Raw genomic sequence first — 19,520 nt, 5'->3', positions numbered from 1 at the left:
TGGCAAGATGAAGAACGACAGCGTCATCAACCGGAAAGCGACGGAGTTTGCCTTGCGCATCATCAAGGCATACCAGTTTCTCACCACCGAGAAGAACGAGTATGTCATGTCCAAACAACTGCTGCGTAGCGGCACGGCCATAGGAGCGCTGATACGGGAAGCCGAGTTTGCCGAAAGCAAGAATGATTTCGCCCACAAACTGCACATCGCGCTGAAAGAAGCCAACGAGACCGACTACTGGCTCCTGCTGTTGTCGGAATCCAACTACATCGAGAAAACAGCGTACGATTCCATCCAGTCGGACTGTACCGAACTCATCAAACTGCTGGTCAGTATCATCAAAACCGCCAAGTCCAATTCATAAATGCATCAGGCCACCGTTTTTAATTATTAATTTTTAATTATTAATTACTGAAATGTTTAGTGACGAATTAGAAAAAATAAGCTGGGAGGAGACGACCAAGGCCATCTACTCCAAAACCGAGGCCGACGTGATACGGGCACTCGGAAAATCACGGTGCGACGTAGACGACTTCATGGCACTCATCTCGCCGGCTGCCGAAAAGTTTCTCGAACCCATGGCACGCCTCAGCAAGAAATATACCGAAGAACGGTTCGGACGTACCATCTCCATGTTTATTCCGCTCTATATCACCAACTCGTGTACCAACTCGTGCGTGTACTGCGGCTTCCACATCAGCAACCCGATGGCCCGCACCATCCTCACACCGGAGGAAATCGAAAACGAGTACAAGGCCATCAAGAAGCTGGCTCCGTTTGAGAACCTGCTGATTGTGACGGGCGAAAACCCGGCCAAGGCGGGTGTGCCTTACCTGGCCAAAGCACTCGACCTGGCCAAACCGTATTTCTCCAACCTGAAGATTGAGGTGATGCCGCTCAAGACGGAAGAGTATGCCGAACTGGTGCACCACGGACTGAACGGTGTCATCTGTTTCCAGGAAACGTACAACAAGGCCCGCTACAACGTGTACCATCCGCGCGGCATGAAATCGAAGTTCGAATGGCGTGTCAACGGATTCGACCGCATGGGACAGGCCGGCGTACACTCCATCGGCATGGGCGTGCTCATCGGACTGGAGGACTGGCGTACGGACGTGACCATGATGGCTTACCACCTGCGCTACCTGCAGAAACATTACTGGAAGACGAAATACAGCGTGAACTTCCCGCGCATGCGTCCGGCCGAGAACGAGGGTTTCCAGCCCAACGTCATCATGAGCGACAAGGAACTGGCACAGGTGACTTTCGCCATGCGTATCTTCGACCACGACGTGGACATCTCCTACTCTACGCGTGAACCGGCAAACATCCGCGACCACATGGCTACGCTGGGTGTCACCACCATGAGTGCCGAGAGCAAGACGGAACCGGGTGGTTACTACACCTATCCGCAGGCCCTGGAGCAGTTCCACGTGAGCGACGAACGTACCGCCGTGGAAGTGGAGAAGGCCCTGAAGGCCGTGGGACGCGAACCGGTATGGAAAGACTGGGACGCTTCGTTCGACCACATGGCACAGACCTTTGCCCAGGCGGCTCCGGCCCGCTGAAAAGCCCTCCGGAACATCCTTTGAGAAACGCCTTTACACTCGTCTGAAAACGCCGAAGCGTTTGGATAAAAACGCAAGTACGTTTTCCCTGAAACGCAAGTACGTTTTACTTGAAACGTAAGGGCGTTTTGTTTGAAACGCAAGGGCGTTTTCCGAGCATACGCAGAACCCCTTTCAGAAGGCATCCGGAGGCCATTTTCCCGACTTCCGGGTGCCTTCTGTCATTTTACTCACCCTTTATCCCCTTTTCACCTTATGAAACTGACCGAAAAAGAAGCTGCACGCTACAACCGACAGATTCTGCTCGACGAAATCGGCGAGGCAGGACAACTCCTTCTGAAACAGGCCCGCGTGCTCATCGTGGGAGTGGGCGGACTGGGTTCGCCCGTGGCCCTCTACCTGGCCGGTGCCGGAGTGGGCACCATCGGACTGATTGACGACGACACCGTGAGCGAGACCAACCTCCAGCGGCAGGTGCTCTACAGCGAGCCTGAAATCGGGCTCTCCAAGGCGGAACAGGCCAAGCTGCGCCTGCAAGCCCTCAACTCCGACATCCGTGTGGAGGCCTGGAACGAACGGCTCACCCCGCAGAACGCCGAATGTCTCATCGCCAACTACGACATCGTGGTGGACGGATGCGACAATTTCCGCACGCGCTACCTCATCAACGACACCTGTGTGCGGCTGGACAAGGTGTACGTGTACGGGGCCATCCGCGAGTTCGACGGACAGGTTTCCGTGTTCAACTACCAGGGCGGTCCCGACTACCGCACCCTCTTCCCCGACGAGGAAGGCATGCTGGCCATGCCCCATCCGTCGAAAGCCGTGCTGGGTGTCACACCGGGCGTAGTGGGCTGCGTGGAAGCCAACGAAACGATGAAAGTCATCCTGGGCAGTCCGCACGCACTGAGCGGCCGACTCTGGCACATCGACCTGAAAAGCATGGAAAGCTACGTCATCTCGCTGGTGTAAAATCACCCAGCACAGCGAAACTTACGACAACCGTACGGGTCTGACCGACTACGGAACCATGCCGAACAACTGGAAATAAGCGAGTCCTGATTTTTGCATAATTCTCCTTCCCCTGCCGGTGAAAAGTAAAAAAAAACACACCTGGCAGGGGATTTTTCAAGTCCGGATGCTCGTTTTCTCCTATTTTATCTTATCTTTGGCAGCATAACCTTTTATTTCAGAAACTATGCTACTTAAAATTTTAAATCATTTTCTCGAGTTATGCTTCATTATCGGGCTCTTTTACGGCCTCAAGAATCAAGAAGCGTTTCTGCAATACACCATTTGTGTGCTGGCACTGCTGATTCTCTTACAGCGTATATTCATTGATTTTTTCTGGAAAAAAGAAAACAGCTGACACTTTATTCATCATGTACACAAAACGGCTCACCGACATTCTGCTGGTATTCCTGAGCATCTTCTGCCTTGCCAGTTGCAATCACGACGACGTGAATTTTCCTACCTTCACATTCAATGAAAACGGAGAATGTGAGCCAGCGTCTCTCACTCCCATTTCTTCCGCCCGCTTCGAGGAAGCCGTGGTGGGATACGGATGGAAACACGTCCACACCTACGAAATCAATCCCGACGGCACTTGCCAGACGCAGGATTATTACAAAGACTTAGATGGCGCCGGGCCAATCCAATATTATGTGGAAAGCCACTCGTCCCTGAAAGCATACATGTACGTGGATGCCTATCCTGCATCGGGGTTCCGGACTTACACCTATACTTACTCGGACGAGAACCGTCTGCTCGACGGCCAGCGCACGGTGTTCCAGCTACTCTCCGTCAACGGCGACACGATGGAGCTCCTCGTCCACCTGGGAGTGCGGGCAGGAGGGACCGATATCTACGGCTATTCCATCTACCAGCGGATGACGGCGCAGGAACTGGAAGAAGTGCAGAAAACATATCACACAGACTTGTCGGACATCCGCGAACTGACCGTATCGGTACAGGAAAATCCGCTCATCATCTCCGGAAAAGAAACGGAATTCGACGTGCTGAGCAGCAACGGTCCTTTCATTTTCAAACCAGCCAGAGAAGGCAGTTGCGAAATCACCTCACAAGAGAACCACGTCAAAGTCAAACTGCTGAGCAACGGGGTATGCCTCACGGGATACGACCGCTTGCGGCACTGTGAGGTAGTCATCTTCTCTACCGATGAAGAGCTGGAACCCGAAGGTACGGACATCTACGACTTCACGTACACGGAAATCACCGTAAATCCGAAAAAGCAGCTCTTTGCCCCCGACGGTCACGAAATCTCCTACGACCTCGGCAGCATGGAAGTCACCCCGCGCAAAGAATACACCGGAAGTATCCTGAGCCAGTATGCTCCCGTAGCCCTGCTTGCCGTGGACACAAACGGACAGGCACGCTATCTGCGCATGAACAGCGGCAAAATCAGCTTCAAGGATCTTCTTCCGCAAGAAGAGCTCGACCAGCTGACGGAAGATACAGACGGGGCCTCTCTCACCTACAAGCTGGAACTGATTACGCCCGACTGCGAAGTGTTCCAGGTTCTGCCTTTCAAAATCACCTATAAAAAATAGTGCAAGTTTCATGAAACTTATCCGCCTGCTTCCCATATTGCTTGTCATCGGACTCTCCTGCCTGACGAGTTGCCAGAAAGAAGACCTCCCGCCCGCCGACAACGAGCGGACGCTCTTCATGTACCTGCCGTGGTCGACCAACCTGACGAGTTATTTCTACCAGAACATCGCCGACATGGAGGAAGCCATCGCCCGCAGGGGACTGGACCGGGAACGGGTGCTCGTCTTCCTGTCCACCAGTGCCACGGAAGCAGAACTGTTTGAAATCACCGTACACCGCGGCACCTGCACCCGGCGGACTGTGAAGGAATACACCCGCCCTGCCTTCACCACCGAAGCCGGGCTCACGGGCATCCTGAACGATATGAAGCGGGCCGCCCCCGCCAAGAGTTACTCCCTGATTGTGGGCTGCCACGGCATGGGATGGTTGCCCGTAGAACCGCGACAGGCACGGGCTTCCACGAAGTTCACCTACCACTGGGAGTACACACCCCTGACCCGCTTTTTCGGGGGGCTGACGGCGGAATACCAGACAGAAATCACCACTCTCTCCCGCAGTCTCTCGCAGTGCGGGCTGAAGATGGAATACATCCTTTTCGACGACTGCTACATGTCCTCGCTGGAAGTGGCCTACGACCTGCGTCACGTGACCCGCCACCTCATTGCCTGCCCCACGGAAATCATGGCCTACGGCATGCCTTACGCCCGCATCGGGGAATACCTGCTGGCCGAGAATCCCGATTACGGCGCCATCTGTCAGGCTTTCCACCGGTTCTACTCCAGCTACACGTATCCCTACGGCACCATCGCCGTGACCGACTGTTCCCGGCTGGACGACCTGGCGCTCCTGATGAAAGACCTTCATTCCCGCTATTCACTGGATGACTTGCAAACGGCTTCCCTCCAGCGCATGGACGGCTATTCTCCCGTGATTTTCTATGATTTCGGCGATTATGCCCGTGCCCTTTGCGGCGATGATGCAAAGCAACTGGCCCAGGTGGAAGCCCTTTTGGGACAGGTGGTTCCCTACAAGGCACATACGGAAAAGTTCTTCAGCGCCTCGCTCGGCCCGCTCTCCATCGCCCATTATTCCGGCATCACCACCTCTGCCCCCAGTCTCAGCAGCAAGGCGAGAACCTATCCGCAGACTTCATGGTATCGGGCAACACATTGATTCACTTCCCGCCCGTACCATAAAAATAAGCCGCCGTAGCACCTCCATCCACCAGAAAATCAGACCCGGTGATAAAGGCTCCCCGGTTGCTCATCAACAGTTCGGCCACATTCGCCACCTCGTCGGCCGTGCCGGGACGATGCGCCGGACACTGGGCGAACATCTTCTTATAGAACTCTCCACGCACCCCGTTGAACTCGTCAAGTGCCAGTGGGGTGACAATAATTCCCGGAGAAATGGAATTCAGACGGGCGCCCCGTTCTCCCCATCTCACTGCCTCCGCCATGACGCGCTTCACGTTGCAACGCTTGGCCAGTTGGTAGGCATGGAGCGTATCGCGGATGTGCGACGGTTGCAGCACCTCCAGACTCAGCAATTCTTCCGTCGGTGTGCAAGCCAGCTGTGCATCGATTTCAGCACCAAGGGCCGGCAAGCGGTGTCCGGACTGACTGGCTATCGTCACGCCTGCCCCTCCCGGCCGGATAATCTTTCCCACTTCTTCCAGCAATACCGCCGTACCGTACAAGTCGACTTTCAGGATGGTCTCTATCGAAGCTTGCGAAGGGGACACCCCTGCCGCATTGACCAGCATGGCTATCTCTCCATATTGCTGTGCCGTCTCAATCAATCCGAGGATTGAGTCGCGCGACGACAAGTCCATCTCCACCGGAAGCACATCGAATCCGGCACTATTCATCGTATCGGCTACGGCCTGCGCATTTTCCATCCGCTTGTCGCCGACCACAATCTTCATTCCATATCCCATCCGCCGGGCTATCGCCATACCAATTTGTCCGGCACCCGTAAGCAACATTACCTCTTTTTTCATCTCACTCACTTTTTTAATATTCACAGAAGTCCGCTCACACATCAAGCCATATCCATAATCTGCTTGTCTCCCATATACACTTTCAGCTTCACATCCGGACGAAACAGGTTACGATAGTAATCCTGATTGTTCTTGTCCGATTCCGTCGCATAACGGTCTACCAAATCTTTCAAAACCATACGGCTTTCCATTTCCTGTGTCATAACTCAATTCTGTTTATCGGTTAATTGTCACTGCAAAAGTAATCCCTACCGTTTTATCCGTAGGGATACAAAACACAGATTTACTGCATGAAAACACAGATTTCACGAGCGGCGGGAACCAGAAACCGGAATCCTTTCGTACTTTTGCCGTCAGAAACATACGAACCGATGAAAACCTTCTTATTGAACATTGAAACCGTCACGGAGTACGACGACATGCTCGGCGTAGAAACCCTCCATCCGCTGGTCAGCGTAATCGACCTTTCGAAGGCCAGACCGATGCACCACCTACGCCACACGTTCAGCTTCTACGTGGTCTTCCTGAAAGACGAGAAGAACTGCGACCTGATTTACGGCCGCCAGCGATACGATTACCAGAAAGGGTCGGTGGTCTGCCTTGCACCGGGACAGGTCATCGGCATAGAAGATACGGGCGAAACGTTCCAGCCGAAAGGCTATGCGCTGTGCTTCCATCCCGACCTGATTCGCGGTACCCACCTCGGACGCACCATCAAGGAATACACCTTCTTCTCGTACGAGGTGAACGAAGCCTTGCATCTCTCGGAACGGGAGCGCCACACCTTCATCGACTGCCTGCTGAACATTCAGGAGGAACTGCATCATGCAATCGACCGGATGAGCAAACGGCTCATCACCAACCACATCGAACTGTTGCTCAACTATTGCCTGCGCTTCTACGAACGGCAGTTCATCACCCGGCAGGATGCCCATCGCGACATCCTGACCCGTTTCGAGACCTTACTGGACCGGTATTTCACGGGCGAAAATGCCGCACTGAAAGGATTGCCCAGCGTGAAATACTGTGCCGCCGAACTCTGCCTGTCGTCCAATTATTTCGGCGACCTCATCAAGAAGGAAACGGGCAAGACCGCCTTGGAGTACATACAAGACAAAATCATCGGCATCGCCAAAGAACAGCTGCTTCTCCCCTCGGAATCCATCAGCCAGATTGCCTATCAACTGGGCTTCCAGTACCCGCAGCATTTCACCCGTGTGTTCAAGAAAGCCACCGGAATGACTCCGAACGAATACCGGAGCAAGACGGATTACAAATAATAAATATTTCAATCCGACACAAAGAAGAACCACAGAATTCACTACATTTGCAGAAACCAAACCCGATTGCTCTATGAACCGCAGACTACTACCCGTCACGGTGTTTCTGACGCTGATGCTGACTTCCCTGCTGGCCGGGCGCCACAACTACCGCGTGACAAGAGACGAGATAACCGCCGACCTGAACCAAGCATTGGCCCAGACCTTACTGGAAAAGAAAGACCCGATTGTGACACAGGATACGATACGGGCCTACAAACAGCTCCGGCAGACGTCGGGCGGACAGGTGCTCATCGCCGTGTCCGACGAACGTTTCTGCCGCCACCTGAAGAACCCGCGACTGAAACAGGCGGCTTTCCTCACCTTCGACGTGATGGACGGCGACTACCGGGGCAGCTCGATGGACGGACAGGCCATCTGCAGTGACACGCTGGTGGTCCGCAACGGACGGGCGGGCGAAACGCTGGCCCTGAAAGGGTACACCCGGCTGTCGGCAGCGGCCGTATTCAGCATGTCCGACCAGCGCTTGCCCGGCGGACTGATGGCGGCGGCTTTGCTCTGGGCCATCGGCTCGATGCTGTACTTGCGGAAGCGGGAAAAGGAGAACCCGATGCTGCAACCTGCCGAAGGAAGCGTACTATCGGCTGAAGGGAGCACACAATCTGCCCAGGACTTCGGGGGACTGACTTACTCGGACGCGGACGACCGTTTCTACGCAGCCGACCATACGCCCATCCGCTTCACGCCCATGCAGCAGCAACTGATGCGGCTTTTCTGGCAGGCTCCCTCCCACTCGCTCACGAAAGAGGAAATCTGTGCCGTGCTCTGGCCCAAGAAAGACGATGCCAACGACACGCTCTACACCCTTATCCGCCGCCTGAAACCCATCGTGGAGGAGCATACGCGACTGAAAATCGTGGCCGACAGAGGGCGGAACTATTCACTGGAAATCAACGAATTGAAAGACTGACAGCGAATTGTCAGGCAAATGTCAGCGTCGGTTTTTGACGCCTTCGCGACAGCCCCCTACTTTTGTTCCTGAATTTTACACACAGGAACAAATGCAAACACTCAGATTACTTTTCCAGCAGGGAGCCGGAAGCCGGCTTCCGCTGACCATCTCCCGATTCAGGGCCATCCTCTTCCTTCTGCTACTGACCCTCCCCGCCCTCGCGCAAGAGGTGGAACCCACCGTGGAACTGGGCGAGGTGGAGGTCAAGGCCGACCGGATTATCAAGAAGACCGACGGAATGCTGCTCTATCCCTCCGAACAGCAGAAGACTTCTTCCCGCTCGGGCTACAGCCTGCTCCAGCAACTCACCCTCCCGAATATCCGTGTGGACGAGGTGGGACACACCATCTCGGCCATCGACCAGCGGGGAAGCGTGCAAATCCGCATCAACGGCATCATCGTGGACAAGGCGGAGATGCTTTCGCTCGACCCGAAGAGCATCCGTACCATTCATTTCATCGACAACCCCGGCGTGCGCTACGGCGACGGCATTGCCTACGTCATCGAAATCACCACCCGACGGGCGGACAACGGATACACGCTGGGCACCTCGTTCACTCAGGCGCTGACGACCCGCCAGGGCGACTACACGGTGTATGGCAAATGGAACACGGGAAAGAGTGAGCTGTCGTTGAACTACAGCATCGGTTACCAGAACTACAGAGACTTACGGACGGAGGAAACCGCCCACTACCACCTGAACGACGGGTCGGTCTATACCATCCAACGCAACGACCTCGCCTCGCGCAACCAGAGCCTGAACAACCAGCTGAAGCTGACCTACAACCTGGCCGACTCCACCCGCTATGTGTTTCAGGCTTCGCTGAGCGGCGACTTCAGTCACGTGCCAAACAATTTCAATCAGAAGCAGATTGTGGACGGAGAGCAGACCTACACGGCCCTCGAACAGCAGCAGAGCCGGAGCGGGAGTCCGGTGCTCGACCTCTACTACTTCCAGCAGTTCACACCCCGGCAGTCGCTCACCCTCAACGCCGTGGGCACCTACATCGGCACCCGCTCCTCGGACAGCTACGACGAAGGCTCGCCCTACCGTTACGACGTGGACGGACGCACCTACTCTCTCCTGAGCGAGGCCATCTACGAAAACCGGTTGAAGCCCTTCACCCTGTCGGCCGGCCTCAACTACAGCCAGAAATACACGAACAATGAATATACGGGCGACGTCTCGGCTGCCACCCCTATCCACCACAACCGCGTGTACCTGTTCTCCGAAATCAAGGGACTGTGGGGCAACCTCCGCTATTCGGCAGGCATCGGGGGCAGCTACCTGCACTACCGCCAGCAGGCCCATTCGTATGACTACTGGAGCTTCTGCCCGAAAGCGGCCCTGAGCTACAACTTCACCCACGCCCTGCAACTGAGCTACAATTTCCAGATGAGCGAACGCACCTCACGGGTGGCCATGATCAGCGACGCCTCCATCCGCAACAACCGCATGGAGTGGACCGTGGGGAGTCCCGACCTCAAGCCCAACCGGGAGATGTATCACCTCCTGCGGCTGACGTACACCGACAACCGTCTGCAAGCCAGTCTGGAAGGTTTCTACAAGCAATGCCTTCGTCCCAACATGGCGGTGTATGAACGCACGGCCGACGACCGGTTCATCTACACCCAGCGCAACCAGAAGGAGATTGACGCACTGAACGCCATGGCCTACGCAAGCTACTGGCTGGTGCCGGAAAAGCTCTCCGTCACGGCCTACGGAGGACTGTTCCGCTGCTTCAACTTCGGCCAGGACTACACGCACTGCTACACGTCCTACTTCGTCACGGGGGCCGTCAACACCTACCTGGGCAACCTCTCCCTCCATGCCTACGCCGACAACGGTTCCCGCTTTCTGGAAGGGGAAACCAAGGGATACAGCGGGGGCGACATCACCTTGAAGGCCGCCTACAGCTACAAGGACTGGCAGTTCGCCCTGATCTGGCAACAGCCCTTCCAGCACAAATACAAGCTGTTTGAATCGGAAGTCCTGAACCGGAACCTCCAGAAGCACACCGCCCTCTACAGCGGCGATGCCTGCAACCTCGTCAACCTGACCGTGACGTGGCGCCTGACCAGAGGACGCAAGTTCCGCGACGTCGACCGCTCCATCCAGCTCAAAGACAAGGATACGGGGATTATCCGATGAAAAGATGCTCAGGCGGGAACATTTGCTCGCCTGAGCATCCTTTTGAGGAGAACCGCATGGGAGATAAAAACCATCCGCCCCTACAGGCTAGAACTTATAGCCCAACATGATAAAGACAGAATGTGTGCGTTGCTTTTCTCCCTTCTCGAATTTCTCATAAGCATGGTGTGCATGAGGATTCCCATCCAAAAGATAATAATTAGAGCAATTATACCCCAAGGAAAGGACCAAACGGTCTATAATTGCCGTCACACCGACCGCCCCGCTCCAATACAGCCAACCAGAATCTTTTGCCCCTCTGGCGGGAGGTGACAGAATGACTCCCGGCAAAGCAAACAAATGAAAATCCAAGTCCTGCGATTCCAGATGCCACAACGAGGGCGTACGCAATAATAAGGATGGCTTGAAAATAAACCGGGCACAATAATCGTCCTCATAAAAAGAATCGCCTTCCCTTCTGCCCCAATCAGACCATTCCTTAATTTCTGAATCAAAACCGACAGAAGCTCCTATACCCGCATAAGAAACCGGCAGCCAATGAACGCCTCCCATAAATTCCCAGCCGTTAGTGTTCAGTCCTCCGGCAAAATTCATTTCCCATTTATAATTTTCCTCATATTGCCGGTGAGGGTTCTCACTCTTTTTTTGTGCAAAGCAAAATGACTGGCACATACACATAATAAATATCGTCAAGTCTTTAGTTCTCATAATTTCGATTTAAATAGTTCGTGATGCCCGCCTTCTTTCCAACGTGCCCAAATTTTCAGTCTAGTCTTGCTTGGAGAACAGATTCTCCTGATGTGGCAATAAAAATAGTTACAAAAACCAATGTACCCTCTCTTCCAGCGTTTTTTTTCATATTAATAACAAATTCTCGTCGACCAGACCGTGACGTGGCGCCTGAGCAAAGAATGTAGGTTCCGCGACGTCGACCGCTCCATCTGCTAAAGGATAAGGAATAACGATAAAAAAATTCTCAGGTAAGTATTTCGCTTGCCTGAGAATTTTTCAATGAGCTGCACGCTGTAACCACCGGTTGCAACTGCTCCCCAATACGATGCCAAGGAACACGCTCACCATGGTACACCAATCATCGGCAAGGCCCATCCATTGTGTAACAAACAGACTGAGGCTGCACACTACGGCTGTGACCACCAAGCTCCACAATAACGGTTTCATTTTCATAGGCATTTATTTTGATTACAACCGTAAAGATACGAAAAATCGCTTAAGCAACAACTTTGTGAAAGGGAAATAATTATTTTGATGAACTTATTTTCCTGAATCACTCCGATAGGATCAGGGAACCTTGGCGGCACGCTCGAAAGTAATCAGGAAGGCATACCTCACTTTCTCCGGCTTTCCGCTCTGTCTGCCCGGTTTCCATCAATCTGTGATTTCAAACCGCACTTGCATGGAGTAATGCTTTTTTATCGTGCGGAAGCCATCGAACGAAGCGGCATCAGACGCACGGACATTACTCTGCGTACTGAAAAGCGAGGACATTCCTGCATTGCCATCCTCTACAATACGAACCACGTCCCCCAGTTTCTTTCCCAGCGCCTCCACCAGATAAGCGGCCTTCCGTTGTGCAGCTTTCAATGCTTCTATTTTACCCTTTTGATGATAAAGCAACATATCCTTGTTTTCCAACTCTCCGATGCGCATGGTATTCACTCCCTTGGTATCGATACGCTTCACGATTTCATCTATCTGTTTGAAATCGGTCAGTGTGATATCGTATTTCTTGGAAACCAGAAAATCCTGTCCCTGTCTGCGCCAATAGTCCCCCACCTCTTGTGTGCGGACCGCTTCTTTCGGAATGTCCACATCGACCAGTACCTTCCACAACTGCCGCTCTATCTGTTCCAATGGCACCTTTGTGCGATATTCCTCCGGCTTGGACTTACCGTCGAACTCTTCTTCGAAATACTCCCGGATTTCAATGAGATAATGAATCTTGTTCGGCACAATCTCTATTTCGGAGGTACCCGTCACCTCGATATAACGGTCGTTCACTTCCTGGGCTTGCAACGTACACGCTGCAAACAAAGCCAATACCCCTAGCCATAATTTTGCTCTCATAACATGATAATTTTTCAGTTCAACGATTCTTTTCGGACATCTCTTGCAGAATCACCTTTATCTGGTGTGGCCTTCTCCTGCAAAGTCATAGTAAAATTCCGATATTCACCCGTGTACTTTCCATTGATAAAAAGCACCTCCCATGGATAAATGGATTTCAGTGTTTCTTTGAGGGCAAGAGCCAGCGGGTGATTCCCGTCGTTTATCATTTTCCGCGAAGTACGCAGAAAAATGAAACGTATGTCACAGTCTACGAAGTGACCGTCCTCCGTCGTCTGAAAATCACTTAGCGAAAAAAGGAACCGTTCTCCACGGTATTCAGGAAACCGCTCCCAAGGAAACCGACGCACAATCTCCCCATATGCCTTTGTCAGATTCAGTCCGGCTCTCCGGTAATTATGATAAGTCTGCGTTTCCATCACTTTACCGTTCCGGACGGTCAGTACCTGTTCCGTTTCCATGTTACGGTCGAAACCGTCATGCACGTATCTCACCAAATCACCTTTTCCGGCCCGAAGTTCCCCACTGAACCAGCGGGCTTGAATCGTCCCCGCCCGACAATAGGCCGCAAAAATCGGCTGCAAGTCCTTCACCTCATACACCCGTGTAGATTCCTGTTTACCGACCTCTTCATAGACATCCGCCTCTACCCGTTGCAGGCAAAGATACCCGTCACGCACCTCCCAGAAAGCGGTATATCCGCTATAATTGCCCGTGGACCGACTGACATTTTCCGGAAGAAAATCTCCCATCCGCCTGCACAGCAGGGAATCGTAGTCTATGGGCTTTGCCATCAAGACCCATTTCTTTCCTTCCAGGCGAATCACATCGCCCGATTGCCCTGTGGCCTTAAGCGGCAGCACGGCGAGCCACAGCAGGATACACAGCACCATCTTTTTCATACGCATCTGGACTGTAAGGTAAATCTTGTTCTGAAAGATACGAAAAAGAAACGGTTTTTCAAAGCTGCGGAAGAAATTAGCCGGACGCCTCTTCGTTTTCCCAGGGACATCCTTCTGATGTGTACGTCTCCCTTCCCGGAGACGTATGTTTCCCGAGGCAGAAACGTACGTTTTACGGCAGGGAAACATACGTTTTCCTTGTGGGAAACATAGAAAACGCCTTGAAGAATTCCTTACTCATTCAAGACGTTTCCAGCTTATCCGTAACACGGAGAGAAGCCCTTTAATAACCGAAAGGAACCCATCAAGAACTCGTGAACAAAAGCTTGTGTACAAAAAACAATACTTGCAAGATGGATGAAAAACTTTTGGCCTTCAAAAATAAAATAGATAATTTAGGGGCGAATGATTGAGTGTCAAAGTGACAGAATTAATGATTTCCATAAACCTACAAGAAAACAACTTTCTAAAATGACTATTATATGAAAATGGATGCATTTAACACATATATGTCCAACATACCTACTGAATTTTTTAAGAGCTTATGCCTAAAATATGGAAGCGTATATACCTATAAAAAAGGAGAATATATCTCTAAGGAAGGAGAGATATTTCCTTACTGGGGATATATAGAATCAGGTATTATAAAATACACTTGCTACAACGTGACAGAAAAAAAAGAATATAATACAGGATTTTCCTTTGCAGGCGAATTTATGGCTGATTATCCCACATGTCTTTATAATATCAAGTCTGAGATTTCCATACAGGCTTTGACAGCTAGCAGAATATATATTTGCCATTCTGAGAAGCTGAAAGAAGAATTTGAAAGAAGCATGGAAAATCAATATATAGCACGTATCGCAGCGGAACAAATGTGCTTTCAAACCTATTCAAGATATGCCGATTTTTATAAGTTGACCCCCGAGGAACGGTACAGACAACTGATTAAAAGAAGCCCGGATTTATTTCAACTCATCTCTATAAAAGAGGTTTCGTCTTACTTGAGAATAACACCCACCCACATGAGCAGAATAAGAAAAATGGTAAGTTTTGACAAGTAAATCTCAACATATGTTGAGATTTTATTTCTAAGATGAATGAACTTGAAACATTATACTACTTTTCAGAATAATATACTGTATTTTTAAAGAAAAAAGCAGTATAAAGAAATCAAGCCTTATATTTTGGCACGTATTATTTCTTCAATTTTAATAGTATATCCAGCATAAGTATGAAATCAGTATTAAAGAAAATAAATATCCTCTTGTTCCTGTTCATAGCTTATGGCTGTATAGAAAAAGAAGGATATTATGATTATAATCAACAAGTCATTATATCTAATTTAACAGCAAACAAATGGGAACGAAAATACCATGACAAATTAGACAATGGAACAGAAATGGATATACATGAGATATATTCATTTTCTGAAAATGGTAGTGGCTCTCATCAATCAATAACAACCTATATGAATGGAGATATAGAAAATAATACATCATATTTTCATTGGTCTTTTACAACACCCAACTTTAAATATATATACTTTGATTATCCTTTATTTTGGGAGATACGAGAACTTTCAAATGATAATTTATCAATTATTGAAACTTACAGAGACCCAATCTCTGTTCCTAACCAACATTACAGGGATTTTCAAGAATATCATAGTTTAAAGCCATAAACTGAAATAGGAAGTGACCATGTTGGTGGCTTCAGTGATACTGACGATACGTGATATCGGGTGTCATTACGTTACATCGGCAAGGGAATTCCGACAACGGGAAAACAGTGGAACAATGGCTGATACAGGAAAATGCGGGCTAAAGAAAATTCTGCGGACAAATCAGGAATAAGGTCATAAAACACTTGGTCATAAAAAAGAAATCCGATAATTTAGAGGCGCATCTCGATTTTTTGAAGTGCTAAAATAAATTTTGTCAGAAATTTTCAAGAGATAATTACGAATCTATAAACCAAAGTAATATGAAGACAAAGAATTTAGTTGGAATGTTTATGCTGTTCCTTTTGACATTCACCTTTATCAGTTGTGATAAAGAAAATGAAGAAGGCAGGAAAATAACTGACTACAAAGAGTATGTTCTGACTGTCGCATCGGAAATGAAACCAGGTGTAATGTGGTCAGATGGGTATAATTATCTTAAAGAAGTGTATCCAGTAAAAAAAGAAAATACCGAAGAGTGGGAAGCCTTGGGATATATTGATGGATTTGAATTTGAAAAGGGATATGAGTATAAAATCAGAATTAGTGAGACAAGTTATTTGGATCACAGCATGGGGCAACCTGCCTGGACGGAGTATGACTTACTCGAAATAATATACAAAGAGAAAAAAGGCTCCGAAGGGTTACCGAAACACTTTATTCCGGAAACATTCTATAAAAACAAATTTCTACCAAAGTACAGATATGCGGTAGAAGCGGATAATAAAGAAGTCATTGAAGAGGATTTGAATAACAACTCTATTCTGCCATTGGACTATCATTATATGCTTTATCGAGGAGAAGACATTTCTTTAAGATGGATTGCGATAAAAGATGATAGTAATACTCTTGGACCGTGTATTATAAAAAGCGAAAACAAAGACCCTGAGAAAATGCCTGAATCCTATAAATTACTACCTTTGGAAGGGAATGTTAACGGATTTATGGGATGGTCATTCTTAGACGAAGAAGGTAACGAAACAAACTATCCTTCATTTGACGTATTTGTGGGTCGTACAGCCAAATCAAAATCTTTCATGCCATCCCCCAATACAGTGTATTTATATAAAGACCTTACTGAACATTATAAGAACAGATTTCCCGAAGCTGGTGTAAAAACGGTTGTGGTTTCTTATACTTTTGGTATCAACTAAAATAGAACCTCCGAATGGGTAACTTGCCGGGGCATCAGCTTACAAAAAAAGTTTGTAAAAAACATACCGTGAGCTATGCCGGGTACATGACAAGCAGAAAACGATAGGGAAAATAAAAGTAAATACAGAACTATAAAATAGTAACATGGAAATAAGGCTTATTACTTCTAACAAGAAACAATTCTTGGATTTGCTGTTGTTGGCAGATGAGCAAGAGAGCATGATAGACAAATACCTGGAACGTGGTGAGATGTTTGCTCTCTATGATGATGGTCTTAAGGCAATCTCTGTGGTTACGTGTGAAGGAGAAAGTACATACGAAATAAAAAACATAGCCGTTTATCCCTCTTACCAACGCAAAGGATACGGGAAACGGCTGGTCGATTATCTCTTCAGATACTATCAGGACAAATGTTCCGTCATGCTTGTCGGTACAGGAGATACGCCTTCTGCTCTTTCTTTCTACAAGCATTGCGGATTTCGTATCTCACATCGATTGAAAGACTTCTTCATAGACAATTATGACCAACCTATTCATGAAGATGGGAAACAGCTTACCGACATGGTGTACTTGCGGAAAGACTTCTCATAATTCATGTTAGATATAGTCTGTAAAATATATAGATTCCCCTACTAGTTTCCCGATTTTAACGGGACATTCATGTACCAGCTATAATGTAACTGAACAAAAGGAGACAATACAGGATTTTCCTTTGCAGGTGAATTTATGGCTGATTATCCCACATGTCTTTATAATATCAAGTCTGAGATTTCCATACAGGCTTTGACAGCTTGCAGAATATATATTTGCCATTCTGAAAGGCTGAAAGAAGAATTTGAGAGAAACATGGAAAGTCAATATATTGCACGCATCACAGCTGAACAAATGTGCTTTCAAACCTATTCAAGATATGCCGATTTTTACAGGCTGACCCCAGAAGAACGGTACAGACAACTTATCAAAAGAAGCCCGGATTTACTTCAACTAGTTCCCTAAAAGAAGTTTCATCTTACTAGAGAATAACACCCCACCCACATAAGCAGAATAAGAAAAATGGTAAGTTTTGACAAGTAAATCTCAACATATGTTGAGATTTTGGTTTGTAGTCTGCAATTGAATAAGATATATTGTTCTCCATATATACTTTATAGTACCTTTATGTATGAAAAAACAATAGTTATATGAAAACAATAAGTTTATATGGAACACTGATGCTGTTCCTTTGTGTATTTAGCTTTTATAGCTGTAAAGATGATGACCAAACACCACAGTTTGAATTTACACCGGAATCATTAAATCAAACGGTCTGGAAAGGAAATATAGCTGATCCAACCTATAATGGTGAAGTCGGTATAAATTTTGAGACTAAGGATGCAGGAGTCATAAATTGCGTAGATCCAGAGAATCCGGAATATACGATAGTTGAAGGTTTTACGTATGAAATAAAAGGGAAATACATTTATTTCAAGAACTCTATTATACTTAAAAGCCAACCATGGAGTTTGATAGAAATATCTAAAAACCAAATGATACTCAAATACAATCTGGTTGATATAAAACCTCAATATCAGTCAACATTGGAACTTACAAGAATTGATTAGTTAATCTGACAAGAAAAGCGGCAAGAAATTACTTTGTCGCTTTTTTATTCCAATTCCTATTCAAAGTCAAATGCGTCTCCTTAATAAAAAGCTTATGGGTACTTTAGGTTGTATAAATGAGCTGATGCGGAGGGACAAAGAAAACCGAGAACTTCGCAAATTAAATAGGGATAGAATTAAAAAACATTAATAAGTGCCTTGTTTTTATTGTGCTGGATTTTATATCAATGTTTTTTTTAATAAACAAACTTCTATAAAAGCAATATGAAGACAAAAAATTTATTTGGGGTACTGATGTTGTTCCTGTTTGCTGTTACTTTTATCAATTGTGATAAAGATGATCTGACAGACAAAGTAGAAATTGTAAAAATGTATGTTTCTGCGGAAACTGATACTTATACACCCTGGGGAAGTGAGACTCCTATAGAGTGTATGCTTGTTAAAGAAGAGGGAAATGCAAGCTATTCAAAACTTCCTTTCAGTGGTATAGACGGATTCCAGACCAACCATTTCGATACAATAGACTGAGACAAGCAGTACACCACCAACCTTGCTGAGGCCATTCTCGTGAAGTGAGAAAAACGGTCGATGGTAGCTTATTTCATTCATCTCTATAATTCCAAATCAATTATAAAAACTATATTTGTATGTTTCTGAAGCAAATTGATAAAGAATGAAAATAACATTAGGAATAGTAACTTCCAGAGAACTTTCTAGTCTTAGCTTCTATGATGATGCTCTCTATGCATTTGAGAGCGTACTATCAAAAGGGTTACTTGGGTTTAATTCTGATTTAGTGGAAACAATAAGTATAAGGCTTATATGCTTGTCACCTAAGTTCAGTAAATTCTTTCAAGCACATCGTCCTAAATACTATGAGGATAAAACTCTGAAATATAGAGGTTCTGTAACTCCTGAGGTAAGAATGTATAAATGTCTCACGGCAGATTTTGTGGTGGATTTCGAAGGCTATTTTAAGTTGACTACGAAAGAAGAATGTCTTAAATATTTGGCTCTCTCATTCATAGATTTTTTAAAGACTTTAAAATACCCGGTCAAATTGAAGAAATTCGAAAAAGAGAAACTGCTTCAGGCTGTCAGAGACATCTTTATAGAGAACTCCATCATATCAGAGCAGGAAGGCGTATAGTTCACCTGAATCGAATCAATGCAATCATTTGACAAACCGTGTCACCTTAAATGCGGACATGTCAGCAAGCAACCTCGATGATGTAATTCTCGTAAAATGAGAAAAGCTGTTGTTGGCAGATGAGCAAGAGAGCATGATAGACAAATACCTGGAACGTGGTGAGATGTTTGCCCTCTATGATGATGGTCTTAGGGCAATCTCTGTGGTTACGTGTGAAGGAGGAAGTATCTACGAAATAAAAAACATAGCCGTTTATCCCTCTTCCCAACGCAAAGGATACGGAAAACAACTTACCGACATGGTGTACTTGCGAAAAGGT

General features: G+C 47.9%; 21 protein-coding genes and 1 pseudogene. 16 read left to right on the top strand and 6 right to left on the bottom strand.

Features of this window, described 5'->3' with window-relative positions; translation table 11 throughout:
* Window positions 1–7: 7 nt before the first annotated feature.
* The 5 genes from OIM59_RS05255 (at window position 8) to OIM59_RS05235 (ending at window position 5,312) form a co-directional block, all read left to right on the top strand.
* Complete coding sequence (locus OIM59_RS05255) at window positions 8–364, top strand: four helix bundle protein (RefSeq protein WP_148329965.1); 357 nt, start codon at window positions 8–10, stop codon at window positions 362–364.
* Between the two features lie 52 nt (window positions 365–416).
* Window positions 417–1,568, top strand: coding sequence for a 2-iminoacetate synthase ThiH (gene thiH / locus OIM59_RS05250; RefSeq protein ID WP_072542337.1), 1,152 nt, complete (start codon window positions 417–419; stop codon window positions 1,566–1,568).
* A gap of 255 nt (window positions 1,569–1,823) precedes the next feature.
* A complete protein-coding gene (locus tag OIM59_RS05245) occupies window positions 1,824–2,540 on the top strand; it encodes a HesA/MoeB/ThiF family protein (RefSeq protein ID WP_148329964.1) in 717 nt (238 codons plus the stop codon).
* 410 nt (window positions 2,541–2,950) lie between these two features.
* Window positions 2,951–4,138, top strand: coding sequence for a hypothetical protein (locus OIM59_RS05240; RefSeq protein WP_303895516.1), 1,188 nt, complete (start codon window positions 2,951–2,953; stop codon window positions 4,136–4,138).
* Between the two features lie 10 nt (window positions 4,139–4,148).
* The gene (locus tag OIM59_RS05235) at window positions 4,149–5,312 is read left to right on the top strand and encodes a clostripain-related cysteine peptidase (protein WP_303895514.1); all 1,164 of its coding nucleotides are present in this window, start codon (window positions 4,149–4,151) and stop codon (window positions 5,310–5,312) included.
* Window position 5,313: 1 nt separating this feature from the next.
* Here OIM59_RS05235 and OIM59_RS05230 read toward each other — a convergent pair whose 3' ends face one another.
* Window positions 5,314–6,141 carry an SDR family oxidoreductase gene (locus OIM59_RS05230; protein WP_303895512.1) on the bottom strand — a complete coding sequence of 276 codons (828 nt, stop codon included), beginning with the start codon at window positions 6,139–6,141 and terminating at the stop codon, window positions 5,314–5,316.
* A 41-nt stretch (window positions 6,142–6,182) separates the two neighbouring features.
* Window positions 6,183–6,344, bottom strand: a complete 162-nt coding sequence (locus OIM59_RS05225; RefSeq protein ID WP_299169392.1) for a hypothetical protein — start codon at window positions 6,342–6,344, stop codon at window positions 6,183–6,185.
* 168 nt (window positions 6,345–6,512) lie between these two features.
* On the opposite strand from OIM59_RS05225, the gene OIM59_RS05220 reads away from it, so the two are divergent.
* The 3 genes from OIM59_RS05220 (at window position 6,513) to OIM59_RS05210 (ending at window position 10,585) form a co-directional block, all read left to right on the top strand.
* Entirely contained in the window at window positions 6,513–7,421 is a 909-nt protein-coding gene (locus OIM59_RS05220; RefSeq protein ID WP_299169588.1) for an AraC family transcriptional regulator, read from the top strand.
* A 73-nt stretch (window positions 7,422–7,494) separates the two neighbouring features.
* A complete protein-coding gene (locus OIM59_RS05215) occupies window positions 7,495–8,391 on the top strand; it encodes a helix-turn-helix domain-containing protein (RefSeq protein ID WP_299169395.1) in 897 nt (298 codons plus the stop codon).
* A gap of 91 nt (window positions 8,392–8,482) precedes the next feature.
* Window positions 8,483–10,585 (top strand): TonB-dependent receptor, encoded by a 2,103-nt coding sequence (locus tag OIM59_RS05210; RefSeq protein ID WP_299169397.1) that lies wholly within the window; start codon window positions 8,483–8,485, stop codon window positions 10,583–10,585.
* Between the two features lie 87 nt (window positions 10,586–10,672).
* On the opposite strand, the gene OIM59_RS05205 is transcribed toward OIM59_RS05210, so the two are convergent.
* From OIM59_RS05205 to OIM59_RS05190, 4 genes are all read right to left on the bottom strand, one after another.
* The gene (locus tag OIM59_RS05205) at window positions 10,673–11,293 is read right to left on the bottom strand and encodes a hypothetical protein (RefSeq protein ID WP_299169400.1); all 621 of its coding nucleotides are present in this window, start codon (window positions 11,291–11,293) and stop codon (window positions 10,673–10,675) included.
* A 300-nt stretch (window positions 11,294–11,593) separates the two neighbouring features.
* A complete protein-coding gene (locus OIM59_RS05200) occupies window positions 11,594–11,764 on the bottom strand; it encodes a hypothetical protein (RefSeq protein ID WP_204476457.1) in 171 nt (56 codons plus the stop codon).
* 207 nt (window positions 11,765–11,971) lie between these two features.
* Complete coding sequence (locus tag OIM59_RS05195) at window positions 11,972–12,670, bottom strand: SIMPL domain-containing protein (RefSeq protein WP_299169403.1); 699 nt, start codon at window positions 12,668–12,670, stop codon at window positions 11,972–11,974.
* A 14-nt stretch (window positions 12,671–12,684) separates the two neighbouring features.
* Entirely contained in the window at window positions 12,685–13,572 is an 888-nt protein-coding gene (locus OIM59_RS05190) for a hypothetical protein (protein WP_299169406.1), read from the bottom strand.
* Between the two features lie 482 nt (window positions 13,573–14,054).
* Between OIM59_RS05190 and OIM59_RS05185 the strand changes: the two genes are divergently transcribed.
* The 8 genes and pseudogenes from OIM59_RS05185 to OIM59_RS05150 all read left to right on the top strand — a co-directional run.
* Window positions 14,055–14,636, top strand: a complete 582-nt coding sequence (locus tag OIM59_RS05185) for a Crp/Fnr family transcriptional regulator (RefSeq protein ID WP_299169408.1) — start codon at window positions 14,055–14,057, stop codon at window positions 14,634–14,636.
* 170 nt (window positions 14,637–14,806) lie between these two features.
* Entirely contained in the window at window positions 14,807–15,256 is a 450-nt protein-coding gene (locus tag OIM59_RS05180) for a 4-hydroxy-3-methylbut-2-enyl diphosphate reductase (RefSeq protein WP_299169410.1), read from the top strand.
* Window positions 15,257–15,558: 302 nt separating this feature from the next.
* Window positions 15,559–16,449, top strand: coding sequence for a DUF4377 domain-containing protein (locus OIM59_RS05175; RefSeq protein WP_299169413.1), 891 nt, complete (start codon window positions 15,559–15,561; stop codon window positions 16,447–16,449).
* Window positions 16,450–16,594: 145 nt separating this feature from the next.
* Complete coding sequence (locus tag OIM59_RS05170; RefSeq protein ID WP_299169415.1) at window positions 16,595–17,041, top strand: N-acetyltransferase; 447 nt, start codon at window positions 16,595–16,597, stop codon at window positions 17,039–17,041.
* A gap of 590 nt (window positions 17,042–17,631) precedes the next feature.
* Window positions 17,632–18,051 carry a hypothetical protein gene (locus OIM59_RS05165; RefSeq protein ID WP_299169417.1) on the top strand — a complete coding sequence of 140 codons (420 nt, stop codon included), beginning with the start codon at window positions 17,632–17,634 and terminating at the stop codon, window positions 18,049–18,051.
* Window positions 18,052–18,315: 264 nt separating this feature from the next.
* Window positions 18,316–18,579 (top strand): DUF4377 domain-containing protein, encoded by a 264-nt coding sequence (locus OIM59_RS05160; RefSeq protein WP_299169419.1) that lies wholly within the window; start codon window positions 18,316–18,318, stop codon window positions 18,577–18,579.
* 145 nt (window positions 18,580–18,724) lie between these two features.
* A complete protein-coding gene (locus OIM59_RS05155; protein ID WP_303895504.1) occupies window positions 18,725–19,201 on the top strand; it encodes a hypothetical protein in 477 nt (158 codons plus the stop codon).
* Between the two features lie 106 nt (window positions 19,202–19,307).
* Window positions 19,308–19,499: pseudogene (locus tag OIM59_RS05150) on the top strand (GNAT family N-acetyltransferase); the annotation flags it as partial.
* Between the last annotated feature and the right edge of the window lie 21 nt (window positions 19,500–19,520).

The organism is Bacteroides mediterraneensis (assembly GCF_025993685.1).
GTDB classification, from domain to species: domain Bacteria; phylum Bacteroidota; class Bacteroidia; order Bacteroidales; family Bacteroidaceae; genus Phocaeicola; species Phocaeicola mediterraneensis_A.
The sequence above is the reverse complement of the archived record's forward strand: the minus strand, read 5'-3'. Positions and strand labels throughout refer to the sequence as shown.

Bases quoted from the DNA above. Each gene is read 5' to 3' on its own strand.
- OIM59_RS05245 (WP_148329964.1), top strand. From the start codon at position 1,824: ATGAAACTGACCGAAAAAGAAGCTGCACGCTACAACCGACAGATTCTG.
- OIM59_RS05170 (WP_299169415.1), top strand. From the start codon at position 16,595: ATGGAAATAAGGCTTATTACTTCTAACAAGAAACAATTCTTGGATTTG.
- OIM59_RS05155 (WP_303895504.1), top strand. From the start codon at position 18,725: ATGAAAATAACATTAGGAATAGTAACTTCCAGAGAACTTTCTAGTCTT.
- OIM59_RS05255 (WP_148329965.1), top strand. From the start codon at position 8: ATGAAGAACGACAGCGTCATCAACCGGAAAGCGACGGAGTTTGCCTTG.
- OIM59_RS05180 (WP_299169410.1), top strand. From the start codon at position 14,807: ATGAAATCAGTATTAAAGAAAATAAATATCCTCTTGTTCCTGTTCATA.
- OIM59_RS05210 (WP_299169397.1), top strand. From the start codon at position 8,483: ATGCAAACACTCAGATTACTTTTCCAGCAGGGAGCCGGAAGCCGGCTT.
- OIM59_RS05215 (WP_299169395.1), top strand. From the start codon at position 7,495: ATGAACCGCAGACTACTACCCGTCACGGTGTTTCTGACGCTGATGCTG.
- OIM59_RS05230 (WP_303895512.1), bottom strand. From the start codon at position 6,141: ATGAAAAAAGAGGTAATGTTGCTTACGGGTGCCGGACAAATTGGTATG.
- OIM59_RS05235 (WP_303895514.1), top strand. From the start codon at position 4,149: ATGAAACTTATCCGCCTGCTTCCCATATTGCTTGTCATCGGACTCTCC.
- OIM59_RS05190 (WP_299169406.1), bottom strand. From the start codon at position 13,572: ATGAAAAAGATGGTGCTGTGTATCCTGCTGTGGCTCGCCGTGCTGCCG.
- OIM59_RS05165 (WP_299169417.1), top strand. From the start codon at position 17,632: ATGAAAACAATAAGTTTATATGGAACACTGATGCTGTTCCTTTGTGTA.
- OIM59_RS05160 (WP_299169419.1), top strand. From the start codon at position 18,316: ATGAAGACAAAAAATTTATTTGGGGTACTGATGTTGTTCCTGTTTGCT.
- OIM59_RS05195 (WP_299169403.1), bottom strand. From the start codon at position 12,670: ATGAGAGCAAAATTATGGCTAGGGGTATTGGCTTTGTTTGCAGCGTGT.
- OIM59_RS05185 (WP_299169408.1), top strand. From the start codon at position 14,055: ATGAAAATGGATGCATTTAACACATATATGTCCAACATACCTACTGAA.
- OIM59_RS05240 (WP_303895516.1), top strand. From the start codon at position 2,951: ATGTACACAAAACGGCTCACCGACATTCTGCTGGTATTCCTGAGCATC.
- OIM59_RS05225 (WP_299169392.1), bottom strand. From the start codon at position 6,344: ATGACACAGGAAATGGAAAGCCGTATGGTTTTGAAAGATTTGGTAGAC.
- OIM59_RS05205 (WP_299169400.1), bottom strand. From the start codon at position 11,293: ATGAGAACTAAAGACTTGACGATATTTATTATGTGTATGTGCCAGTCA.
- OIM59_RS05220 (WP_299169588.1), top strand. From the start codon at position 6,513: ATGAAAACCTTCTTATTGAACATTGAAACCGTCACGGAGTACGACGAC.
- thiH (WP_072542337.1), top strand. From the start codon at position 417: ATGTTTAGTGACGAATTAGAAAAAATAAGCTGGGAGGAGACGACCAAG.
- OIM59_RS05175 (WP_299169413.1), top strand. From the start codon at position 15,559: ATGAAGACAAAGAATTTAGTTGGAATGTTTATGCTGTTCCTTTTGACA.
- OIM59_RS05200 (WP_204476457.1), bottom strand. From the start codon at position 11,764: ATGAAACCGTTATTGTGGAGCTTGGTGGTCACAGCCGTAGTGTGCAGC.